A 16,053-nucleotide genomic window follows, 5' to 3' on the forward strand; every position below is an offset into this window, starting at 1 on the left:
GACTTAGTTTCCTTGAAAGAAGTTGCGTTTAACAATGTTCAGGAAGTCTGCGCCAAAGTTGTTCAAAGTAATTTCTTGTTTGCGAATGCGGGAAATAAAGCCGTTGTACAAAACAACCGCAGGGATCGCTGCTGCCAGACCGATGGCCGTTGCAATCAAAGCCTCAGAGATACCAGGAGCGACAACTGCCAAACTTGCAGAACCGGTTTGACCGATTTTATGGAAGGACTGCATGATCCCCCAAACCGTACCGAACAAGCCGATGAAAGGACCCGTACTGCCCGTCGTTGCCAACACAGTCAGACGTGATTCAAGTTTGGAGACTTCGTTCTCGTTCGCTTTATTAATGATACGCTCAAGATTGTCGATTCCCGATAGAATTGGTTTGTCATTTTCAGTGCGAGCCAAAAGCGGGGATTCGGAGATCTTTTTCATTTCAAGGTAAGCCGCCTTGAATACGCGTGCTACCGATGAGTCTTTATATTGATCGATATCCTCATACAAAGAATCCAATGAATTAACTTTCCAGAATTTGTTCAGGAAAAGATCATCAGCTGTGCGCATTTTTTTGAAAGCTTGAAATTTGGTATAACCAATAGCCCAGCAAAAAACCGACAAAACGATAAGGATAAGAAGTGTTAATTGTACAACAGGACTGGCCTGTGCAATTGCATCCCATGAGCTCGTATTAACCGAAACAGAAGGTGCGGCCTCAGCGACCTGAACAAAAAGTGGAAACATAGATGGACCTCCATGTTCAACCTTATGCCCAAAAGGTCCTGAGATCAACCCGCGATGTCCCTATGGCGCAGGACCATCGTCGTGATTGATCTTGATTCTTACTGTGCAAGCCAGCTGGTGATTTGAGTGATATCTGTGCTGATATATCCATCAGCATTGTAGGCTTTTGCGCGTTTGAACTCTTCCTCGTTTTCAACGATCAGGAAGATCTTTTTGTGACGGCGACGCATTTCTGCGATCACATTGTCATTGAACGCTGGGCGACCCAATATTTTAAATGGAGCCACAAAGACGTCACCTTTGAATTGTGTGGATGGCAAAACCCACAAGGCATCAAAGCTCATCAGGCGCATTAAATCCGGGCGACCCGTTCCGTACAACCAGGTCGGCTGCAGGCTTTTGATCGCTGAAAGAATCAGATTCGTGTCACTTTGGGCAAGAGTGCGATGCTCGGAATTCAATCCCTGCAACGCCTCGGAGACGATGGCATCCACTTCCGCCACGTTATCAACAACGTTCAGAATGAAGCGTGTTTTGGGGAATTTTTCGTAGAGTTCCTTAAGCGCCGGGGTGCTTTTGTAGAACTCATTGATCTGCTCCCAGGAGTAATCTGAGATTTTATTCCCCTGCATGATCTTAACAGTGGGGTTCGCTTCCTGCTCCGCCAACTTTGCATTCAGGAATTCAATGTCACGTTGAGGTGGCAGGATAAATGGAACGCGATCTTTGGAAACGCGCACATCGGCCCAGATAATAACGTCAGGGCGAGCATCAACGGCCTCCGCCATTTTGGCCAAAGTATGAGTCTTTACGGACACATACGGAGTTTGACCATCAAAAAAAGGGGATTTGTATTCCTGGAAGGTCTGCCCCATGCCCCAAATACGGGTCATCAGGATAATAAAACCAACCAAAGCTAAGGAGGCAATTGTTGCTAACAGTACTCGCATATGGCCGTTGGTATAGCACCCTAAGATGTCGAAATCAGCACCTTTTTTCCAAACTAGCTGAAAGATTCCTGTCACGATCTTAAATACGCTAAAATTAGGCGTATTTCATCTTGTTTTTCAATTGGCTTTCTATTAGATAACTGGATCGTAATAGTCGGGTGTAGACATGAATAAGATCAATCGGAAATTAGAATACGCATTGATGGCTTTGAAGTACATGAGCCAGAAAATTCCAGGGGAGCTGACTTCTGCAAAAGAAGTGTCAGATGCCTTTAATACTCCTTTTGATGCAACTGCTCGCGTGATGCAACAGATGGCACAAAAAGGCGGATTTCTTCGCGCTGAGTACGGTGCCAACGGTGGTTATCAAATCACCAAAGACCTCGCAAAAGTTTCCATCCATGATTTGGTGGAAGTGATCGAAGGTCCCACAGCTCTGGTGAAGTGCCTGCACAAAGAAGCGCCTTGTGAAATTCAAGGGACTTGCAACATTGTTTCCCCAATTACGACTTTGAATAATAAGCTCACTGACTTTTATAAATCCGTCAGTTTGAAAGATCTTTTAGTTGAAAGAACTGCGATGTCGAAAAAATCTTCTGAGACGGTGATTCATGGATAACAACAAGAACAACCCTCTTGATTCGTACGAATACAAATACGGTTTCACCACGGATATTGAAATGGATCAAGCCCCATTGGGTTTGACCGAGGAAATTATCAAGCTGATCTCTGGTAAAAAGAATGAGCCAGAGTGGATGCTGGATTACCGTTTGAAAGCTTACCGCCACTGGCTGACTTTGACTGAGCCAACATGGGCCCATGTTTCTTATCCAGCGATCGATTTCCAGGCGATTCGTTATTATTCAGCGCCTAAGAAAAAAACAGACGCGGATAAGCCAAAATCCATGGATGATCTTGATCCTGAATTGATCAAAACTTTTGAAAAGCTTGGTATCCCTTTATCTGAACAAAAACGCATCTCCGGTATTGCGGTGGACGTGGTCTTTGACTCGGTCTCTGTGGGCACAACTCACAATGAGGTTTTGGAAGAAGCAGGAGTGATCTTCTGTTCCATTTCTGAAGCAGTGGCGAAACATCCGGAACTTGTTAAAAAATATCTGGGCTCTGTCGTTCCATACACTGACAACTTCTATGCGGCACTGAATGCAGCGGTCTTCACGGACGGTTCATTCTGTTACATCCCTAAGGGTGTTCGTTGCCCGATTGATCTTTCCACTTACTTCCGTATTAACGCCAAGGACACAGGTCAGTTCGAAAGAACTCTGCTTGTTTGTGATGAGGGCGGTTACGTGAATTACCTTGAGGGCTGTACAGCTCCTCAACGTGATGAAAACCAACTTCACGCAGCTGTGGTTGAATTGGTTGCTTTGGACAATGCAGAGATCAAGTACTCCACAGTTCAAAACTGGTACACGGGTGATAAAGAAGGAAAAGGCGGCATTTACAACTTCGTTACCAAACGTGGTAAAGCTGCCGGCAAGAACTCTAAAATCTCTTGGACACAAGTGGAATCCGGTTCTGCGATCACTTGGAAATATCCATCTTGCATCTTGCAAGGGGATGGATCTGAAGGCGCCTTCTATTCTGTGGCATTGACCCACGATCTGATGCAAGCCGATACGGGAACGAAGATGATCCACATTGGTAAGAACACTAAGTCGACTATTATCTCCAAGGGTATTTCGACTGATAAGTCTTCAAACGCTTATCGTGGTCAGGTGAAAATCATGCCATCGGCTGAAAACGCGCGTAACTATTCTCAGTGCGACTCGATGCTGGTGGGTGATAAGTGCTCAGCAAGCACGTTCCCTTATATTGAAGTAAAAAATAAAACTGCGACGATTGAACATGAAGCGACGACTTCACGAATCAGTGAAGATCAGATCTTTTATTTGCAATCCCGCGGTATGGATATGGAAAAGACAATTTCAATGCTGGTGAATGGTTTCTGTAAGGAAGTATTTAAAGAACTTCCTTTGGAATTTGCAGTTGAAGCCGTGAAGTTGATTGAAATGAAATTGGAAAATTCAGTAGGTTAATATGTTGGAAATTAAGAATTTACATGCACGTGTTGAAGAAAAAGAAATCCTAAAAGGCCTGAACCTGACTGTGAAAGCGGGCGAAGTGCACGCGATCATGGGACCAAACGGTTCCGGTAAATCGACTTTGTCCAAGGTTTTGGCGGGTCACCCGGCATACGAAGTAACCGGTGGTGAAGTAAAATACGAAATCAACTTCATGATGCAAAATCTTTTGGAGCTGGCTCCGGATGAAAGAGCTAAAGAAGGTATCTTCCTGGCGTTCCAATACCCGATCGAAGTTCCGGGTGTTTCCAACTTCACATTCCTGCACACAGCTTTTAACTCTGTATTGCAACACCAAGGTTCCGAGCCAATGCCTGAAGGCGAGTTCCGTGAATTCCTGGTGCAAAAATTGAAACTCGTTTCCATGAAACCTGAATACCTGGATCGCCCAGTGAACACAGGTTTCTCTGGTGGTGAGAAAAAGAAAAATGAAATCCTGCAAATGGCGGTTTTGTCTCCGCGCCTGGCACTTCTGGATGAAACAGATTCAGGCCTTGATATCGACGCCCTTCGCGTGGTTTCAGATGGTGTTAATAAACTTCGTCGTAAAGACAACGCGATTATCCTGGTGACTCACTATCAGCGTCTTTTGGATTACATCAAGCCTGATTATGTTCACGTACTTCTTGGTGGAAAAATTGTAGAAACGGGTGACTCTTCCCTGGCGTTGAAGCTTGAGGAAAAAGGTTACGATTGGTTGATCAACTAAGGACAGGGCAATGAATTTACTTTCGACTTACGAAAAATTCAGTCAGGCACATCCGGCGAAAGGCGCACAAGCTTCTTTCCGTCAGGCTGGCTATGACTATGCCTTGAAAAAGGGTCTTCCAACCCGCAAGGATGAAGAGTGGCACTACACCAGCGTTAAGGTTTTGGCTGACAACAGCTTTTTACCAAGCGCTTTGAATGCAGTAAATCCAAGTCATGACACGATGGTGGCTATTCAAAAAGCCATGAATCCAGAGTTCACCAATCTGGTGTTCTTTAATGGGGTATTCAATAAGACTTTGTCGTCAGATTTGCCGGCGGGTTTGAATATTCGTGAGCAGTCTGAATACTCAGAACAATTTGATGATACTTTCGATGCACTTAATGGTGCATACGCTGAGACACCGTACTTCGTGCATTTGAATAAAGACACTTCTGTGGATAAACCTGTGAACTTCGTCTTTTTCTCATCCAATGAAGCAGGCGCAGCCGTGATGACCAGTCCCCGCATTCGCTTGGAAGTGGGCGCAAGATCTTCTTTGCGAGTACTGGAAAGTCACTGCGGTGTGAGTGGTGACTCTTACTTTGCCAATTCAGTATTTGATTTGCAGGTGGGCGACAGTGCCAATGTGATTTACGTGCGTGTTCAGGCTGACAGCTTGAATGCGGTGAACATTGGTCGCACGCGCATCAGCCTGGGTAAGCATGCGAACTTGGAAAGCCTGGCTTTTTCTACCGGCGCGCAGTTGTCCCGTCATAACTATGATCTGGTTCTGAAAGAAAAAGGTTCCACGTCTCAGGTTTTGGGAATCTATGCGGTTCAAGGGACTCAGCACGTGGATAACACCACGATGATTGATCACGCTGTCGGGGAGTGTGCGACTCACCAGTTGTACAAAGGTATCTTGGATGGTTCAGGTCGTTCTGCATTCTGCGGTAAGATCCTGATTCGCAAAGATGCCCAGAAGGCGGATTCCTCGCAATTGAACAACAATCTTCTTTTAAGTAACAAAGCTGAGGCTGACAGCAAGCCTTCGATTGAAGTGCATGCCGATGACGTTAAAGCGGGTCACGGTTCGACCGTTGGTCAGTTGAACAAGGAAGAGCTTTTCTATTTGTTATCGCGTGCGATTCCAAAAGATAAAGCGATTGCGATGTTGAGTTACGGTTATTTGTCTGAAGTTTTGTATAAAGTTTCAGACGAGCGTATTCAAAAATGGTTAACTAAACATTTGGATGAAGCGTTTGCACGCTTGCATCTGAACTAAGAAGGTAAAATGAGCAACTTGAACGAGCTTTTTGCAGAGATTCGAAATGAATTTCCCGCGTTGACCCAGAAGGTCCACGGCAAAAAGCTGTTTTATCTGGATAGTGGCGCGACCACACTGAAGCCAAAATCAGTGATTGATCGTATTGCGCATTTCTATCTGTATGAATCTTCAAATGTTCATCGCGGTGCCCACTATCTGGCGGACATTGCGACTCAGGGTTTCGAAGGGGCTCGCCATAAAATTGCAAGTTTCCTTGGGGCCGGGCAAGTTGAAGAGATCGTCTTTGTCCGAGGTACTACTGAAGGTGTGAATTTCGTGGCAAATACTTGGGGTCTTAACAACCTTAAGGCGGGCGATGAAATTTTGATCACCATCATGGAACACCACGCGAATATCGTACCTTGGCAAATGGTCGCCGAAAAAGTCGGCGCCAAAGTTGTCGCGGTTGATATTCTGGAAAACGGTGACCTGGATGTCGAGGATTTCAAAAAGAAATTAAACAGCAAAACCAAAATGGTCGCATTCACAGCAAGTTCAAATGTGCTGGGAACCAACACAGATGTGGTTGGCTTGACTAAGCTTGCTCACGCTGTGGGGGCGAAGGTTTTTGTTGATGGTGCACAAATCGTGTCACAGCAAAAAGTCGATGTGAAAGCCTGGGATGTGGATTTCTTTGTATTCTCGGCTCACAAACTTTTTGGTCCGTTTGGCTTTGGTGCCCTTTACGGCAAAAAGGAAATTTTGGAAACCTTGCCTCCGTATCAGGGTGGCGGTTCTATGATTTCAAAAGTGACAATCGAAAAAACCACGTACAACGATGTGCCTACACGCTTTGAAGCGGGTACTCCGCACATTGAAGGTGCGATCGGTACGGCGGCAGCTATTGAGTTTGTTGAAAAAATTGGTTTCGATAAGATCCATGCCTATGAAATGGATTTGTTAAAATATGCAACGGACAAGCTTTTGGAAGTTCCGGACTTAAAAATCTATGGAACGTCAAAAGACAAAGGTCCTTTGGTTTCCTTTAATCTGAAAGGTGCTCATCACTCGGATGTAGGGCAGATTTTGGATCAGGAAGGTGTAGCAGTTCGAGCCGGTCACCACTGCACTCAGCCACTTATGGCAAGACTTGGGGTTCCGGGGACAGTGCGCGCCTCTTTTTCAGTGTATAATAGTCGTGAAGACGTTGATGCTTTAGTTAAAGCCGTGGTGAAGGCCCGGGAGTTATTGTTATGAGTACGCAAGATGTATTAATCAGAATTCAAGCAACACCAAATCCAAACGCATGGAAATTCGTTTTGGACCGCCCGGTATTGACCGACGGCAAGGCAACCTACACTACCATTCAGGAAGCGGAGCAAAGCCCCTTGGCTTCAAGCCTGTTCCAAGTGGAAGGCGTGCGCCAGGTGCATCTATTCCAAAACGTGATCACGATCACTCACAGTTTTGATTCTGATCCGGAAGAGATTCAAAAAAACGCCTGCGCCGTTATTCAAACGCGCATGCCAGTGCACAATCCAAATCAAACCCAAGCCGACGAAAAGAAAATGAAACGCGCGGGACTTCCACCAGAAGTTCAACGTATCGAAGAGATCTTGGATGAAACCGTACGCCCAGGCCTACAAGGCGACGGCGGCGACTTGGATGTAGTAAAATACGAAGAAAACAAACTCTACGTATTCTACCAAGGTGCCTGCGGAACTTGCCCAAGCGCAACCAGCGGCACCCTGATGGCCATCGAAGGCATCCTCCGCGACCAATTCAACCCAACTATCGAAGTCATCCCTCTTTAGGTGCCAGGTCCTACTTGCGGAAGCAGTGCAGAACCGATCGGTTTTGCGCTGCGCTCATCGTCTTGCATATTTAAGTCTGTTTGTTCTCTGTACAAAGTATTTTCGCCGCATTACAACTAAGTAGTGGAGGTGAGTATGTACGCTTCTGGTGATCTTTGGAAAATCTGGATGAAGGACTATAGATTTGGTGCGTTGGCGTTTGTTCCCACAGGCGATCTGCGGCAGACCGTCGATAACCTTCGAAATGAGTACGATCCCGTTTCTGCTAAGACTTCAATGGCGCATGTAACTCTAACTCAGCCATTTGCGAAGGCTCCGTCCAAAGAAGACATTGAAAGTATCGAAAGAATTGCTTTTGTCACAGATCAATTCGATATCGAGGTTGGGCCAGCTGTAACTTCTCCGAATAAAAGATTGCTGTGGTTAGATATCAGTCCTAAAGACCCAGTCCTTGCACTAAGGGAATCTCTTCACGAAACCGGTTTATTCAGAACTGATTTGCCTCTGACCAAAGGATTTATTCCCCATATGACCATTTCAGAGGCCGGGCGTGAACCTGATGAGGTCCAATTAATCAATTCCACTTTGAACTCGAAGTTCCGCCCGTGGAGTGTTCCATTCTCATCGGTTGCCTGGATTATTCCTGACGAGGATTTTGTCTTCAGGGAATATCGACAATTTGTTTTGAAAGTACGGACTTAGCCGGAACGTCTCAAAATAGAAACGCGTTTCACAGCGGTTTTTCAGAGGGAAAATTCTGATAAAGTGATTTTCTAGACAGCGCATGTAAAGTGTCTGGACAGAAGTTCTTTGCGAGAATCAAGCAATTGGTTTTCGGGCGGCACAAGTGTTGTAAGGAGCCATAGTGGGGGATCGCATATGTCTCGTTATCATAATCACATTGTATTTTCAGTCGTATTTAGTTTCGTATTAGGCACGGTCATCTTCGCTGAGGTGAGTAAGGACCGTCCACCGGCTCCAAAAGACATTCAAATTGTCGATGATGGAAGCGGCTTCAGTCTTGCGACTGTTTTAATTGAGCAAGAGTTAACCACTATGGCCATGAAAAAGGGCCGTACCAAACAGTATGAAGAGCAACTTCGCTCTCAAGTGAAAAGACTGTCTCAATCAGATATCAAATTATTGAAGTCGAAAGCGGCTAAGTCGCTGAAAGCTGAAGAACGCATGGCTGCAGCTTATTTGCTGTCTCAAGCGGGTCCTGTTGCTGAGGTTGCTAAGCCAGCAGCACAACCAGCTCGCCAGATTGCGAGTGCTCCGGTAGCTAAAAAAGTAGCGGTGCCGACAAAAGCAGTGAAGCAGGCAAAGGCTAAAGCTGTAGTGGCTGCGAAAAAGCCGATGAAACGTCAGCCAGCGCACGCGGCCGGCCGATCTGCGAAAGTGGCTAAGCGATAATTAGAGTGCGATCTCTTCTTGAGTCTTTGTTTCTTCTTCTGCTGGAGCCCACTCCAGCAGAGACATTTCCGAGGTCTTATTCCAATCCACATTCACGCGATTGATGATCTTAATGGAGACCTCGTTACCCTCAATAGTCCAAAGAATGGTGTCACCCTTCGCAATGCCCAGTGCCTTGCGCACACGTTGCGGAATAGTGGTTTGATTCTTTCTTGAGGCCTTGGAAGTTGCGGATGATCTGCTCATGCGGGTGCTCCAACAATTAACGTTCTAAATCGCTGCTGCTACCAGAATAAAGCGGTGAAAATAGCTTGTCGAACAGTGTCCATCGCAAACGGATGCAAACCCTTCTTTGAGCCAGTTTTTAGGTTTTCGAAATCAGCGTACCAATATGAGATTTTTTGTCGGAGAGTGGAGAAAGTGTGTCCGTACTTGTGTGAGTCTGGCGGAACCGATGGGAGAAATAAAAAAAGGTCCGTCGGCAACTCTGAACTAAACCTGTTTTAGCTAAGGTGGGTGACCATGATAGCGACTTTAGGCTTCTCAGTACGAGCTGAGCTTGCACACCATTGCCAGGGACAGTCCCCAAAAATATGCTTGTAAGGTTTAATTTCGATGAGCTTTACGCCTTCGAACCCTCTGAAAACTATTCTAGCAGGAAGTACAGTTTCGTCAATCGAACCGGACTCTAATTTTTCCGTAAGGCTCCGATATATTGCTTATGACACCTCAAAAGCTTGATTTTATTTTTCCTTTTGTTGTTTTTTTCTATGGACTCCTCATGGTGCTTGTGCTGGAAAACCGCGCCCTGGTGAAGCTCGGTGAAGAGCGCATGGGACAAGCGTTTCAGAACATGGTGAAGCATAAAAACCTGGGCTGGATTTGCTTTTTTGTTGGTGGTCTTTGGGCCGCACAAAATGTCTGGCACTCGTCGCTCTGAGTATTGACTCCTCCTGGGGCTGGCTATAGCTTCAATCCCCATGTCTGACCCTAAAAATCAACCCCTTCGCAAGACTGAAAATTACGCGCAACTCACGTTGGACGCCGCTGCCGAGCAGCCGGTAAAATCCAACGAGCCGGCGGTGCTTTCTGTTGAGCAACTCAATATCCAAATCAAGCAATTGATTGAAGGCCAGATGGGCATGGTTTGGGTGCGTGGTGAGCTTTCCAATTTCAAAGCTCACACCTCCGGACACTTCTATTTCAGCGTTAAAGATTCCAAGTCACAGATCACCGCCGTCATGTTTCGCGGAAACAATGCGCGACTGAAGTTCAAGCCGACAGACGGCATGGAAGTCATGGTTCGCGGCCGTGTGACTGTGTACGAGCCACGTGGCAACTATCAGCTGATGGTTGATATGATGGAGCCGGTGGGGGCCGGGGCTTTGCAAAAAGCTTTCGAGCAGTTGAAAATGAAACTTCGTGCAGAGGGCTTGTTCGACTCTGCCAAGAAAAGACCTATCCCAACATTCCCAAGACATATTGCCATTGTGACGTCTCCAACCGGAGCGGCGATTCGCGATATTTTAAATGTTCTATCCCGTCGTGCAAAATCCATCCAGGTCACAATCGTTCCAACGATCGTGCAGGGGGAGGCCGCAGCTCCGCAACTTCGCGAGGCCTTCAAAAAAGCCGTTGCGTTGCCGGATGTGGATGCGGTGATTGTGGGTCGTGGTGGCGGTTCGATCGAAGACATGTGGTGCTTTAATGACGAGGGACTGGCGCGCTTGATTGCGGCAAGTCCTGTTCCGGTGATCTCGGCTGTCGGGCATGAAATTGATTTTACCATCGCTGACTTTGTCGCGGACCTGCGTGCGCCAACACCTTCGGCTGCCGCAGAGCTGGTTGCCAAGAGTTCTTCAGAGCTTGTGAACAAGGTGACGTCGCTTGAACGTATGTTGAAATTGTCTTTCGATAGAAAGATGAAGTTCCTGCGCGAGAAGTCGCTGGGTTTGTCCAAGCGCTTGGTGGATCCAAAGCGTCGCTTGGAAGACTTGACACTTCGTAATGACGATTTGCTGACTCGTTTGGAGCTGGCAGTATCAACGTTGATCAATAAGAAAGATCACCGTGTGGAGTTGATGACCCAGAAGCTGGGAACTCCGCAAAATCTTATTGATCGTCGCAAAAAGGAATTGGGCTTCTTACAGGCTCGTACCGAGAAAGCTTTGATGTTTTCTTTGGAGCGCAAAAAATCCCGCATGGATCGCATGATGGCGATGCTGGATAGCATGAGTCCACTGCGTGTCGTGGATCGCGGGTACTCAATTGTAACAAAAGATTCAAAAGTTATTAAATCAGCAAGCCAGGTGAAAGCGGGCGACTGTATTGACATTCGCTTGGCTCAGGGTTCACTCACAGCCACGGTCAGTGGCGTGAAGGAGGAATAATGGATTTCGAAAAGAAATTGGGACGTTTGGAAGAGATCGTTCAAAAAATGGAAAAAGGTGACTTGGCTTTGGAAGATTCATTGAAGCTGTTCGAAGAAGGCGTAAAGCTTTCTCGTGAATGTCATCAACGTTTATCTGAAGCAGAATCAAAAGTGAAACTTTTGATGTCTGTGGGTGCTGACGGAAAGCCAGTAACAACTGATTTCACTCCAGAGGAGTAGACGTTTTGGATTTGGCAATTCAACTAGAGCAGGAAATGTCTTTGAAGGTGCAAACTGTGAATCAGTTTGTGGAAAAGTATCTGTCTGATATGGAGTTGCCTCAAGGGGCTGCCATCGCAGAGCTTCGTAAGTCCATGCTCTATTCAGCAACCAATGGCGGAAAGCGTTTCCGTCCGGTGCTGTCTGTGCTGGTTGCCGAGATGCTGGGTTCATCGGCTGAAAAGGTCCTGCCGTTTGCGGCCGCTGTCGAAATGATTCATACCTATTCTTTGATTCACGACGATTTGCCCTGCATGGATAATGATGACATGCGCCGGGGTAAGCCCACAAATCACAAGGTATACGGCGAAGACTTCGCATTGCTTGCGGGTGATGCTCTTTTGACTGAAGCCTTTTTAATTATTGCAAAGAACTATTCCGAGAATGGCTTCCTGGTGGGGCGTTTGGTGCAATTGGTTTCCGAAGCCGCTGGCATTCGCGGCATGGTCGGTGGCCAGGCCATCGACCTGCGCGCTGGTGAAAAGCAGCTGACACAGGCCGAGCTGACTCATCTGCACCTTTTAAAAACGGGTGCGTTGATTCGCGTTGCGGTTGAAGGTGCTGCCTTGATTGCTGGCGCCAAAGTTCATGAGATTGAATGTCTTAAGAAATTCGGTGAAGGCCTGGGAATTGCATTCCAGGTTGCTGACGATGTTTTGGATCATGGCGAAAAGGATCAGGATGTTCGCAGTTTCACTGGTATCATCGGACTTGAAGCCACTAAAGATCTTTTGAAAACCATCAGTGAAAGTACCATGGCGGAACTTCATAAAGTTTGCCCAGATTCAGCGATGCTTGAATTCCTGGTGAATTTTAATATTTCCCGAAAACACTAGGGGCAGCTAAGCTGCCTTTGTTTTAATGGCAACGCTGTAGTTTAAGACAGTCAGTATAGAGACGAGCTTGTCGATGGTCATGTGTCCGACCTGGCCAGAGAATATTTTTGAAACGCGGTCTTGAGAGAGACCTGGAATCATTGCCGCCAACTTTCTCTGGCTGATTTTATTTTCTATGCAATGGGACTTAACTGTCTTAACGAGTTCGGATTTGATTTTAAATACCTGATAATCAATGCCCCATTCTTTCGCAAGTTCTTCCATTGTCAGAGGTTTTAGCTTTTCATTTTTCATAAAATCAATCCTTGCAGCAATTTGTACAACTTGTATTGATTGTATATTTACTATCATTCTGTGATCCTGTCAATGTCTTGGAAAATAGGTAAGCAATACAAGGGCTTAAGTCTTTTGACTCTTAAGCTTAATTAATCTACTTTGAGTTCGAAGGACGGATATGGCTGATAAAAAACGGTTGGACATTTATGTGTTTGAGAAGGGCTTGGCCCAATCGCGCACCCATGCCCAAGAGTTGATTGAAGCTGGTCAGGTGTTCTTGGAAAAGAACGGCCAAAGACAAGTCCTTAAGAAATCCAACATTTTAGTGACGGCTGATATGGAAAACTTGATATCAGTAGACCAGGGGCCTGCGAATCGCTTCGTATCCCGTGGCGGACTAAAACTTGAGGGTGCCCTTAAGCATGTAAATCTGAACATTCAAAAGTTTGATGTAATGGATGTTGGTATTTCCACAGGGGGATTCACAGATTGTGCTCTGCAATCCGGCGCGCGCTATGTTTTGGGTGTGGATGTGGGGCATGGGCAGGTGAGTCCTGCTCTGCTGAAGAACCCAAACCTTAAGGTCATTGAGGGAATTAATGCCCGCGCACTATCTAAAGAGGCGGATGTTGTCGCGGCAACTCCTTCTGAAGGCTTTGATTTGATTGTTATGGATGTTTCCTTTATCTCGATTGAAATGATTCTGCCGGAACTGGGTCGCTTCTTAAAACCGTCGGGTCAGATTCTAAGTCTTGTAAAGCCACAGTTCGAGGTCGGCGTTGACGGGCTGTCAAAGGGTGGTATTGTCAAAGACGCTTCTTTGTATTTGAAAGTCGAAGAAAAGATCAAAGCCAGCTGCAAGAACAGTGGCTTTGAAGTGAAGGAATATTTTGCTTCTTCCATTGAGGGAAAGGACGGCAATCATGAGTTTTTTGTTTTCGCGAAAAAGCGCTAGCTTCCTGCTGACATTGGTTTTTCTGGCAGGTTGTCAGTCCATTAAGACTCGTGAGGATATCAAAGGTCCAAAACCAACTGCGCCGACAAATGGCAAAACTCAAAAACCAACAACGGCACAACCAATTGATGATTCTGTTCCTTACCAGCCAGATGTTCAGGTTGAAGAGCCTGTAGCGCCACCACCACCTCCTGCACCGGTGATCCCGGCTATGCCAAAGATTGCTTTCATTTTGGGGGGCGGGGGAGCCAAGGCCTATGCCCATATCGGATTCTTGCACGAGCTTTCTCGCGCGAAGGTTCCGGTTTATGCAATTGGGGGAGTTGAGTTCGCATCACCAATGGCGGCATTGTTCGCAAACCGTGAACAAGCCAACGACGTTGAGTGGCAAATGTTCAAACTGAAAGATGACGAGATTATCAAAAAGTCATTGCTTGGTAACGTGAACAAGAATGGCGACATCTCTGTGATGCGCGAGTTTTATAATACGGCATTCAAAAACCAAAAAGCTGAGGACTTCCGCATTCCTTTCGCGTGCCCATCTTATAACTTGAAAAAGAATCAGGCCTTGATGATGAATCGCGGAGGCATGGAACAGCTCCTAAGCATGTGCATGGCTTATCCGCCGTTCTTTAAACCTTTCCAGGGCAATGTCGCAGCCGTGCGTGAAGTGTCTGGTTTGGCCCGCTACTTACGCCAAAAAGGCGCGAACTTTGTGGTCTTCGTAAATGTTCTGCAAGGTCCGGGCGGCAACAAACCATTCACTTTGGATGCAGCGGCAACGGACAACGTATTATGGAGTGAGATCGCGGGACTGTATAATAAGCCTTTTGCAGGAGTTGATACAGTCATTACCCTTGATACGGGTGACTATGGTATTATGGATTTCGATAAGCGCCGTGAAATCATGAATAAGGGTGCTGATTCAGCGAAAACTCAATTGAAAACTTTGACACGTAAATGGGGACTTTAAAAAGTTCAGGAGACCGGAATGAGAAAACCAACTTTTGACATGAACATTTTTGCTGCAAGAAGAAAAAGCCTGGCTCAACAAATCCCAGGTTCTGCTTTGGTAGTGGCTTCTCACCCGGAAACAATCCGCAATCACGATGTACATTTCCCGTACCGCCAGGATTCTAACATGTTCTACCTGACTGGCTGGGAAGAGCCAGAATCCATTTTGATCGTTCGCCCTGGTCAAACACCAGAGACGGTGATGTTCGTGCGTCGTCGTGACCGCGAAAGAGAAACTTGGGATGGATTCCGTTACGGTCCAGAGGGCTGTGAACAGGAATTTAAAATCGATAAATGCTACCCAATTGATGAGTTTGAAAAAATGGCTCCGCAATTGTTGTCCACTGTGGATTCCATCTACTATCGCCAATTCAAAAACAAAGAAGTCGATGAAAAGATGGAACACGTGCTGAACACAGTAAAACAAATGCGTGGTCGTACTGGCTACGGTTTGCTTTCCGTACACGATGCCGACACTTTGATCGGCGAGATGCGTTTGGTGAAGTCAGAGTACGAACTGACTCAACTTCGCGAAGCTTGTGAAATCTCTGCTCAAGCACACTTGGCAGCGATGCGCTTCACTCGTCCGGGTGTTACTGAACGTCAGGTTCAAGGTGTGTTGGCTCATAACTTCTACATGAGAGACTCTGCCCGCGAGGGTTACGGCTTCATCGTGGCTTCCGGGAATGCAGCGACAACTCTTCACTACAACTTCAACGATCAAGTCTGCAAAGACGGCGATCTTTTGTTGATCGATGCAGGGGCTGAGTACAACTACTACACGGGTGACATCACAAGAACTTACCCAGTTAACGGTAAATTCACAGATGAACAAGGCCGCGTGTACGAAGCTGTTTTGAAAGTTCAAAAAGCGATCGTGGATTTCGTAAAACCAGGAATCGTATTCAAAGACTTGCACGACATGGGCACTTCCATGCTGACAGATGCAATGCTTGAGCTGGGCTTACTATCAGGCCGCAAAGACGATTTGATCCAATCCCTTGCGCAAAAGAAGTACTATCCGCACGGTATCGGTCACTGGTTGGGTCTTGATGTGCATGATGCTGGTTTGTACTTCAAAAAAGGCGAACCACGTCCGATCGAAGCTAATATGTGCTTCACGATCGAACCAGGTCTTTACATCCCAGCTGATGATACATCTGCTCCGCAAAAATACCGTGGTATCGGCATCCGTATCGAGGACAATGTTCGCGTGACTTCAAACGGAGTTGAAAACATGACGACGTCAGTTCCTAAAGAAATCTCTGATATCGAAAAAGTTGTCGGGAAATCCTAAGGTACGCCGTACCTTTTTGAAATGCATCGCAACAAAAAAGCCCC

Annotated in this window: 19 protein-coding genes and 1 other RNA gene; 15 read left to right on the forward strand and 5 right to left on the reverse strand. The window is 46.4% G+C overall.

Going from position 1 to position 16,053, the window contains the following annotated elements; genetic code table 11:
* Positions 1-3: 3 nt before the first annotated feature.
* Both tolQ and ACLVWR_RS07200 read right to left on the reverse strand, forming a co-directional pair.
* On the reverse strand, positions 4-741 hold the full coding sequence (tolQ, locus tag ACLVWR_RS07195; protein ID WP_340598331.1) for a protein TolQ: 738 nt from the start codon (positions 739-741) through the stop codon (positions 4-6).
* 98 nt (positions 742-839) lie between these two features.
* On the reverse strand, positions 840-1,691 hold the full coding sequence (locus ACLVWR_RS07200) for a hypothetical protein (RefSeq protein WP_413583152.1): 852 nt from the start codon (positions 1,689-1,691) through the stop codon (positions 840-842).
* Positions 1,692-1,857: 166 nt separating this feature from the next.
* On the opposite strand from ACLVWR_RS07200, the gene ACLVWR_RS07205 reads away from it, so the two are divergent.
* From ACLVWR_RS07205 to ACLVWR_RS07240, 8 genes are all read left to right on the forward strand, one after another.
* The gene (locus ACLVWR_RS07205; protein ID WP_340598333.1) at positions 1,858-2,310 is read left to right on the forward strand and encodes an Rrf2 family transcriptional regulator; all 453 of its coding nucleotides are present in this window, start codon (positions 1,858-1,860) and stop codon (positions 2,308-2,310) included.
* Positions 2,303-3,751 carry a Fe-S cluster assembly protein SufB gene (sufB, locus tag ACLVWR_RS07210; RefSeq protein WP_413583153.1) on the forward strand — a complete coding sequence of 483 codons (1,449 nt, stop codon included), beginning with the start codon at positions 2,303-2,305 and terminating at the stop codon, positions 3,749-3,751. Before ACLVWR_RS07205 ends, sufB begins: the two co-directional genes overlap by 8 nt.
* A gap of 1 nt (position 3,752) precedes the next feature.
* Positions 3,753-4,505 carry a Fe-S cluster assembly ATPase SufC gene (gene sufC, locus ACLVWR_RS07215; RefSeq protein WP_340598336.1) on the forward strand — a complete coding sequence of 251 codons (753 nt, stop codon included), beginning with the start codon at positions 3,753-3,755 and terminating at the stop codon, positions 4,503-4,505.
* A gap of 10 nt (positions 4,506-4,515) precedes the next feature.
* Positions 4,516-5,772 (forward strand): Fe-S cluster assembly protein SufD, encoded by a 1,257-nt coding sequence (sufD, locus tag ACLVWR_RS07220; protein ID WP_413583154.1) that lies wholly within the window; start codon positions 4,516-4,518, stop codon positions 5,770-5,772.
* 9 nt (positions 5,773-5,781) lie between these two features.
* The gene (locus tag ACLVWR_RS07225; RefSeq protein ID WP_413583155.1) at positions 5,782-7,011 is read left to right on the forward strand and encodes an aminotransferase class V-fold PLP-dependent enzyme; all 1,230 of its coding nucleotides are present in this window, start codon (positions 5,782-5,784) and stop codon (positions 7,009-7,011) included.
* Positions 7,008-7,568, forward strand: coding sequence for a NifU family protein (locus ACLVWR_RS07230; protein ID WP_413583156.1), 561 nt, complete (start codon positions 7,008-7,010; stop codon positions 7,566-7,568). The genes ACLVWR_RS07225 and ACLVWR_RS07230 overlap by 4 nt, the downstream gene beginning before the upstream one ends.
* A gap of 135 nt (positions 7,569-7,703) precedes the next feature.
* A complete protein-coding gene (locus tag ACLVWR_RS07235; protein WP_413583157.1) occupies positions 7,704-8,270 on the forward strand; it encodes a 2'-5' RNA ligase family protein in 567 nt (188 codons plus the stop codon).
* Positions 8,271-8,447: 177 nt separating this feature from the next.
* A complete protein-coding gene (locus ACLVWR_RS07240; RefSeq protein WP_413583158.1) occupies positions 8,448-8,981 on the forward strand; it encodes a hypothetical protein in 534 nt (177 codons plus the stop codon).
* Here ACLVWR_RS07240 and ACLVWR_RS07245 read toward each other — a convergent pair whose 3' ends face one another.
* Positions 8,982-9,227: an AbrB/MazE/SpoVT family DNA-binding domain-containing protein gene (locus tag ACLVWR_RS07245; RefSeq protein ID WP_413583159.1), complete on the reverse strand. Its 246-nt coding sequence runs from the start codon at positions 9,225-9,227 to the stop codon at positions 8,982-8,984. It lies immediately after the preceding gene.
* Positions 9,228-9,449: 222 nt separating this feature from the next.
* Positions 9,450-9,613, reverse strand: a non-coding RNA gene (gene ssrS / locus ACLVWR_RS07250) — 6S RNA.
* A gap of 89 nt (positions 9,614-9,702) precedes the next feature.
* Here ssrS and ACLVWR_RS07255 point away from each other — a divergent pair.
* From ACLVWR_RS07255 to ACLVWR_RS07270, 4 genes are read left to right on the forward strand one after another with little or no spacing between them, the layout of a single operon-like run.
* On the forward strand, positions 9,703-9,921 hold the full coding sequence (locus tag ACLVWR_RS07255; RefSeq protein WP_340598343.1) for a hypothetical protein: 219 nt from the start codon (positions 9,703-9,705) through the stop codon (positions 9,919-9,921).
* Positions 9,922-9,961: 40 nt separating this feature from the next.
* Positions 9,962-11,371, forward strand: coding sequence for an exodeoxyribonuclease VII large subunit (gene xseA, locus ACLVWR_RS07260; RefSeq protein ID WP_413583160.1), 1,410 nt, complete (start codon positions 9,962-9,964; stop codon positions 11,369-11,371).
* Entirely contained in the window at positions 11,371-11,592 is a 222-nt protein-coding gene (locus ACLVWR_RS07265; RefSeq protein WP_142698585.1) for an exodeoxyribonuclease VII small subunit, read from the forward strand. The genes xseA and ACLVWR_RS07265 overlap by 1 nt, the downstream gene beginning before the upstream one ends.
* 5 nt (positions 11,593-11,597) lie before the next feature.
* Positions 11,598-12,467, forward strand: a complete 870-nt coding sequence (locus ACLVWR_RS07270; RefSeq protein WP_413583161.1) for a polyprenyl synthetase family protein — start codon at positions 11,598-11,600, stop codon at positions 12,465-12,467.
* Between the two features lie 6 nt (positions 12,468-12,473).
* Here the strand turns inward: ACLVWR_RS07270 and ACLVWR_RS07275 are convergent, their stop codons facing one another.
* On the reverse strand, positions 12,474-12,761 hold the full coding sequence (locus ACLVWR_RS07275) for an XRE family transcriptional regulator (protein WP_413583162.1): 288 nt from the start codon (positions 12,759-12,761) through the stop codon (positions 12,474-12,476).
* Between the two features lie 160 nt (positions 12,762-12,921).
* On the opposite strand from ACLVWR_RS07275, the gene ACLVWR_RS07280 reads away from it, so the two are divergent.
* From ACLVWR_RS07280 to ACLVWR_RS07290, 3 genes are read left to right on the forward strand one after another with little or no spacing between them, the layout of a single operon-like run.
* A complete protein-coding gene (locus ACLVWR_RS07280) occupies positions 12,922-13,698 on the forward strand; it encodes a TlyA family RNA methyltransferase (RefSeq protein WP_413583163.1) in 777 nt (258 codons plus the stop codon).
* Positions 13,667-14,671: a patatin-like phospholipase family protein gene (locus tag ACLVWR_RS07285; RefSeq protein ID WP_413583164.1), complete on the forward strand. Its 1,005-nt coding sequence runs from the start codon at positions 13,667-13,669 to the stop codon at positions 14,669-14,671. Before ACLVWR_RS07280 ends, ACLVWR_RS07285 begins: the two co-directional genes overlap by 32 nt.
* Before the next feature lie 18 nt (positions 14,672-14,689).
* Complete coding sequence (locus ACLVWR_RS07290) at positions 14,690-16,009, forward strand: aminopeptidase P family protein (RefSeq protein WP_413583165.1); 1,320 nt, start codon at positions 14,690-14,692, stop codon at positions 16,007-16,009.
* The last annotated feature ends 44 nt before the right edge of the window (positions 16,010-16,053 follow it).

The organism is Bdellovibrio sp. HCB288, assembly GCF_047305935.1.
In the GTDB taxonomy this organism is placed as follows: domain Bacteria; phylum Bdellovibrionota; class Bdellovibrionia; order Bdellovibrionales; family Bdellovibrionaceae; genus Bdellovibrio.

What these genes read in the sequence shown, in the direction of transcription:
- tolQ (WP_340598331.1), bottom strand. Translation starts at nt 741, where the DNA reads ATGTTTCCACTTTTTGTTCAGGTCGCTGAGGCCGCACCTTCTGTTTCG.
- ACLVWR_RS07200 (WP_413583152.1), bottom strand. Translation starts at nt 1,691, where the DNA reads ATGCGAGTACTGTTAGCAACAATTGCCTCCTTAGCTTTGGTTGGTTTT.
- ACLVWR_RS07205 (WP_340598333.1), top strand. Translation starts at nt 1,858, where the DNA reads ATGAATAAGATCAATCGGAAATTAGAATACGCATTGATGGCTTTGAAG.
- sufB (WP_413583153.1), top strand. Translation starts at nt 2,303, where the DNA reads ATGGATAACAACAAGAACAACCCTCTTGATTCGTACGAATACAAATAC.
- sufC (WP_340598336.1), top strand. Translation starts at nt 3,753, where the DNA reads ATGTTGGAAATTAAGAATTTACATGCACGTGTTGAAGAAAAAGAAATC.
- sufD (WP_413583154.1), top strand. Translation starts at nt 4,516, where the DNA reads ATGAATTTACTTTCGACTTACGAAAAATTCAGTCAGGCACATCCGGCG.
- ACLVWR_RS07225 (WP_413583155.1), top strand. Translation starts at nt 5,782, where the DNA reads ATGAGCAACTTGAACGAGCTTTTTGCAGAGATTCGAAATGAATTTCCC.
- ACLVWR_RS07230 (WP_413583156.1), top strand. Translation starts at nt 7,008, where the DNA reads ATGAGTACGCAAGATGTATTAATCAGAATTCAAGCAACACCAAATCCA.
- ACLVWR_RS07235 (WP_413583157.1), top strand. Translation starts at nt 7,704, where the DNA reads ATGTACGCTTCTGGTGATCTTTGGAAAATCTGGATGAAGGACTATAGA.
- ACLVWR_RS07240 (WP_413583158.1), top strand. Translation starts at nt 8,448, where the DNA reads ATGTCTCGTTATCATAATCACATTGTATTTTCAGTCGTATTTAGTTTC.
- ACLVWR_RS07245 (WP_413583159.1), bottom strand. Translation starts at nt 9,227, where the DNA reads ATGAGCAGATCATCCGCAACTTCCAAGGCCTCAAGAAAGAATCAAACC.
- ACLVWR_RS07255 (WP_340598343.1), top strand. Translation starts at nt 9,703, where the DNA reads ATGACACCTCAAAAGCTTGATTTTATTTTTCCTTTTGTTGTTTTTTTC.
- xseA (WP_413583160.1), top strand. Translation starts at nt 9,962, where the DNA reads ATGTCTGACCCTAAAAATCAACCCCTTCGCAAGACTGAAAATTACGCG.
- ACLVWR_RS07265 (WP_142698585.1), top strand. Translation starts at nt 11,371, where the DNA reads ATGGATTTCGAAAAGAAATTGGGACGTTTGGAAGAGATCGTTCAAAAA.
- ACLVWR_RS07275 (WP_413583162.1), bottom strand. Translation starts at nt 12,761, where the DNA reads ATGAAAAATGAAAAGCTAAAACCTCTGACAATGGAAGAACTTGCGAAA.
- ACLVWR_RS07280 (WP_413583163.1), top strand. Translation starts at nt 12,922, where the DNA reads ATGGCTGATAAAAAACGGTTGGACATTTATGTGTTTGAGAAGGGCTTG.
- ACLVWR_RS07285 (WP_413583164.1), top strand. Translation starts at nt 13,667, where the DNA reads ATGAGTTTTTTGTTTTCGCGAAAAAGCGCTAGCTTCCTGCTGACATTG.
- ACLVWR_RS07290 (WP_413583165.1), top strand. Translation starts at nt 14,690, where the DNA reads ATGAGAAAACCAACTTTTGACATGAACATTTTTGCTGCAAGAAGAAAA.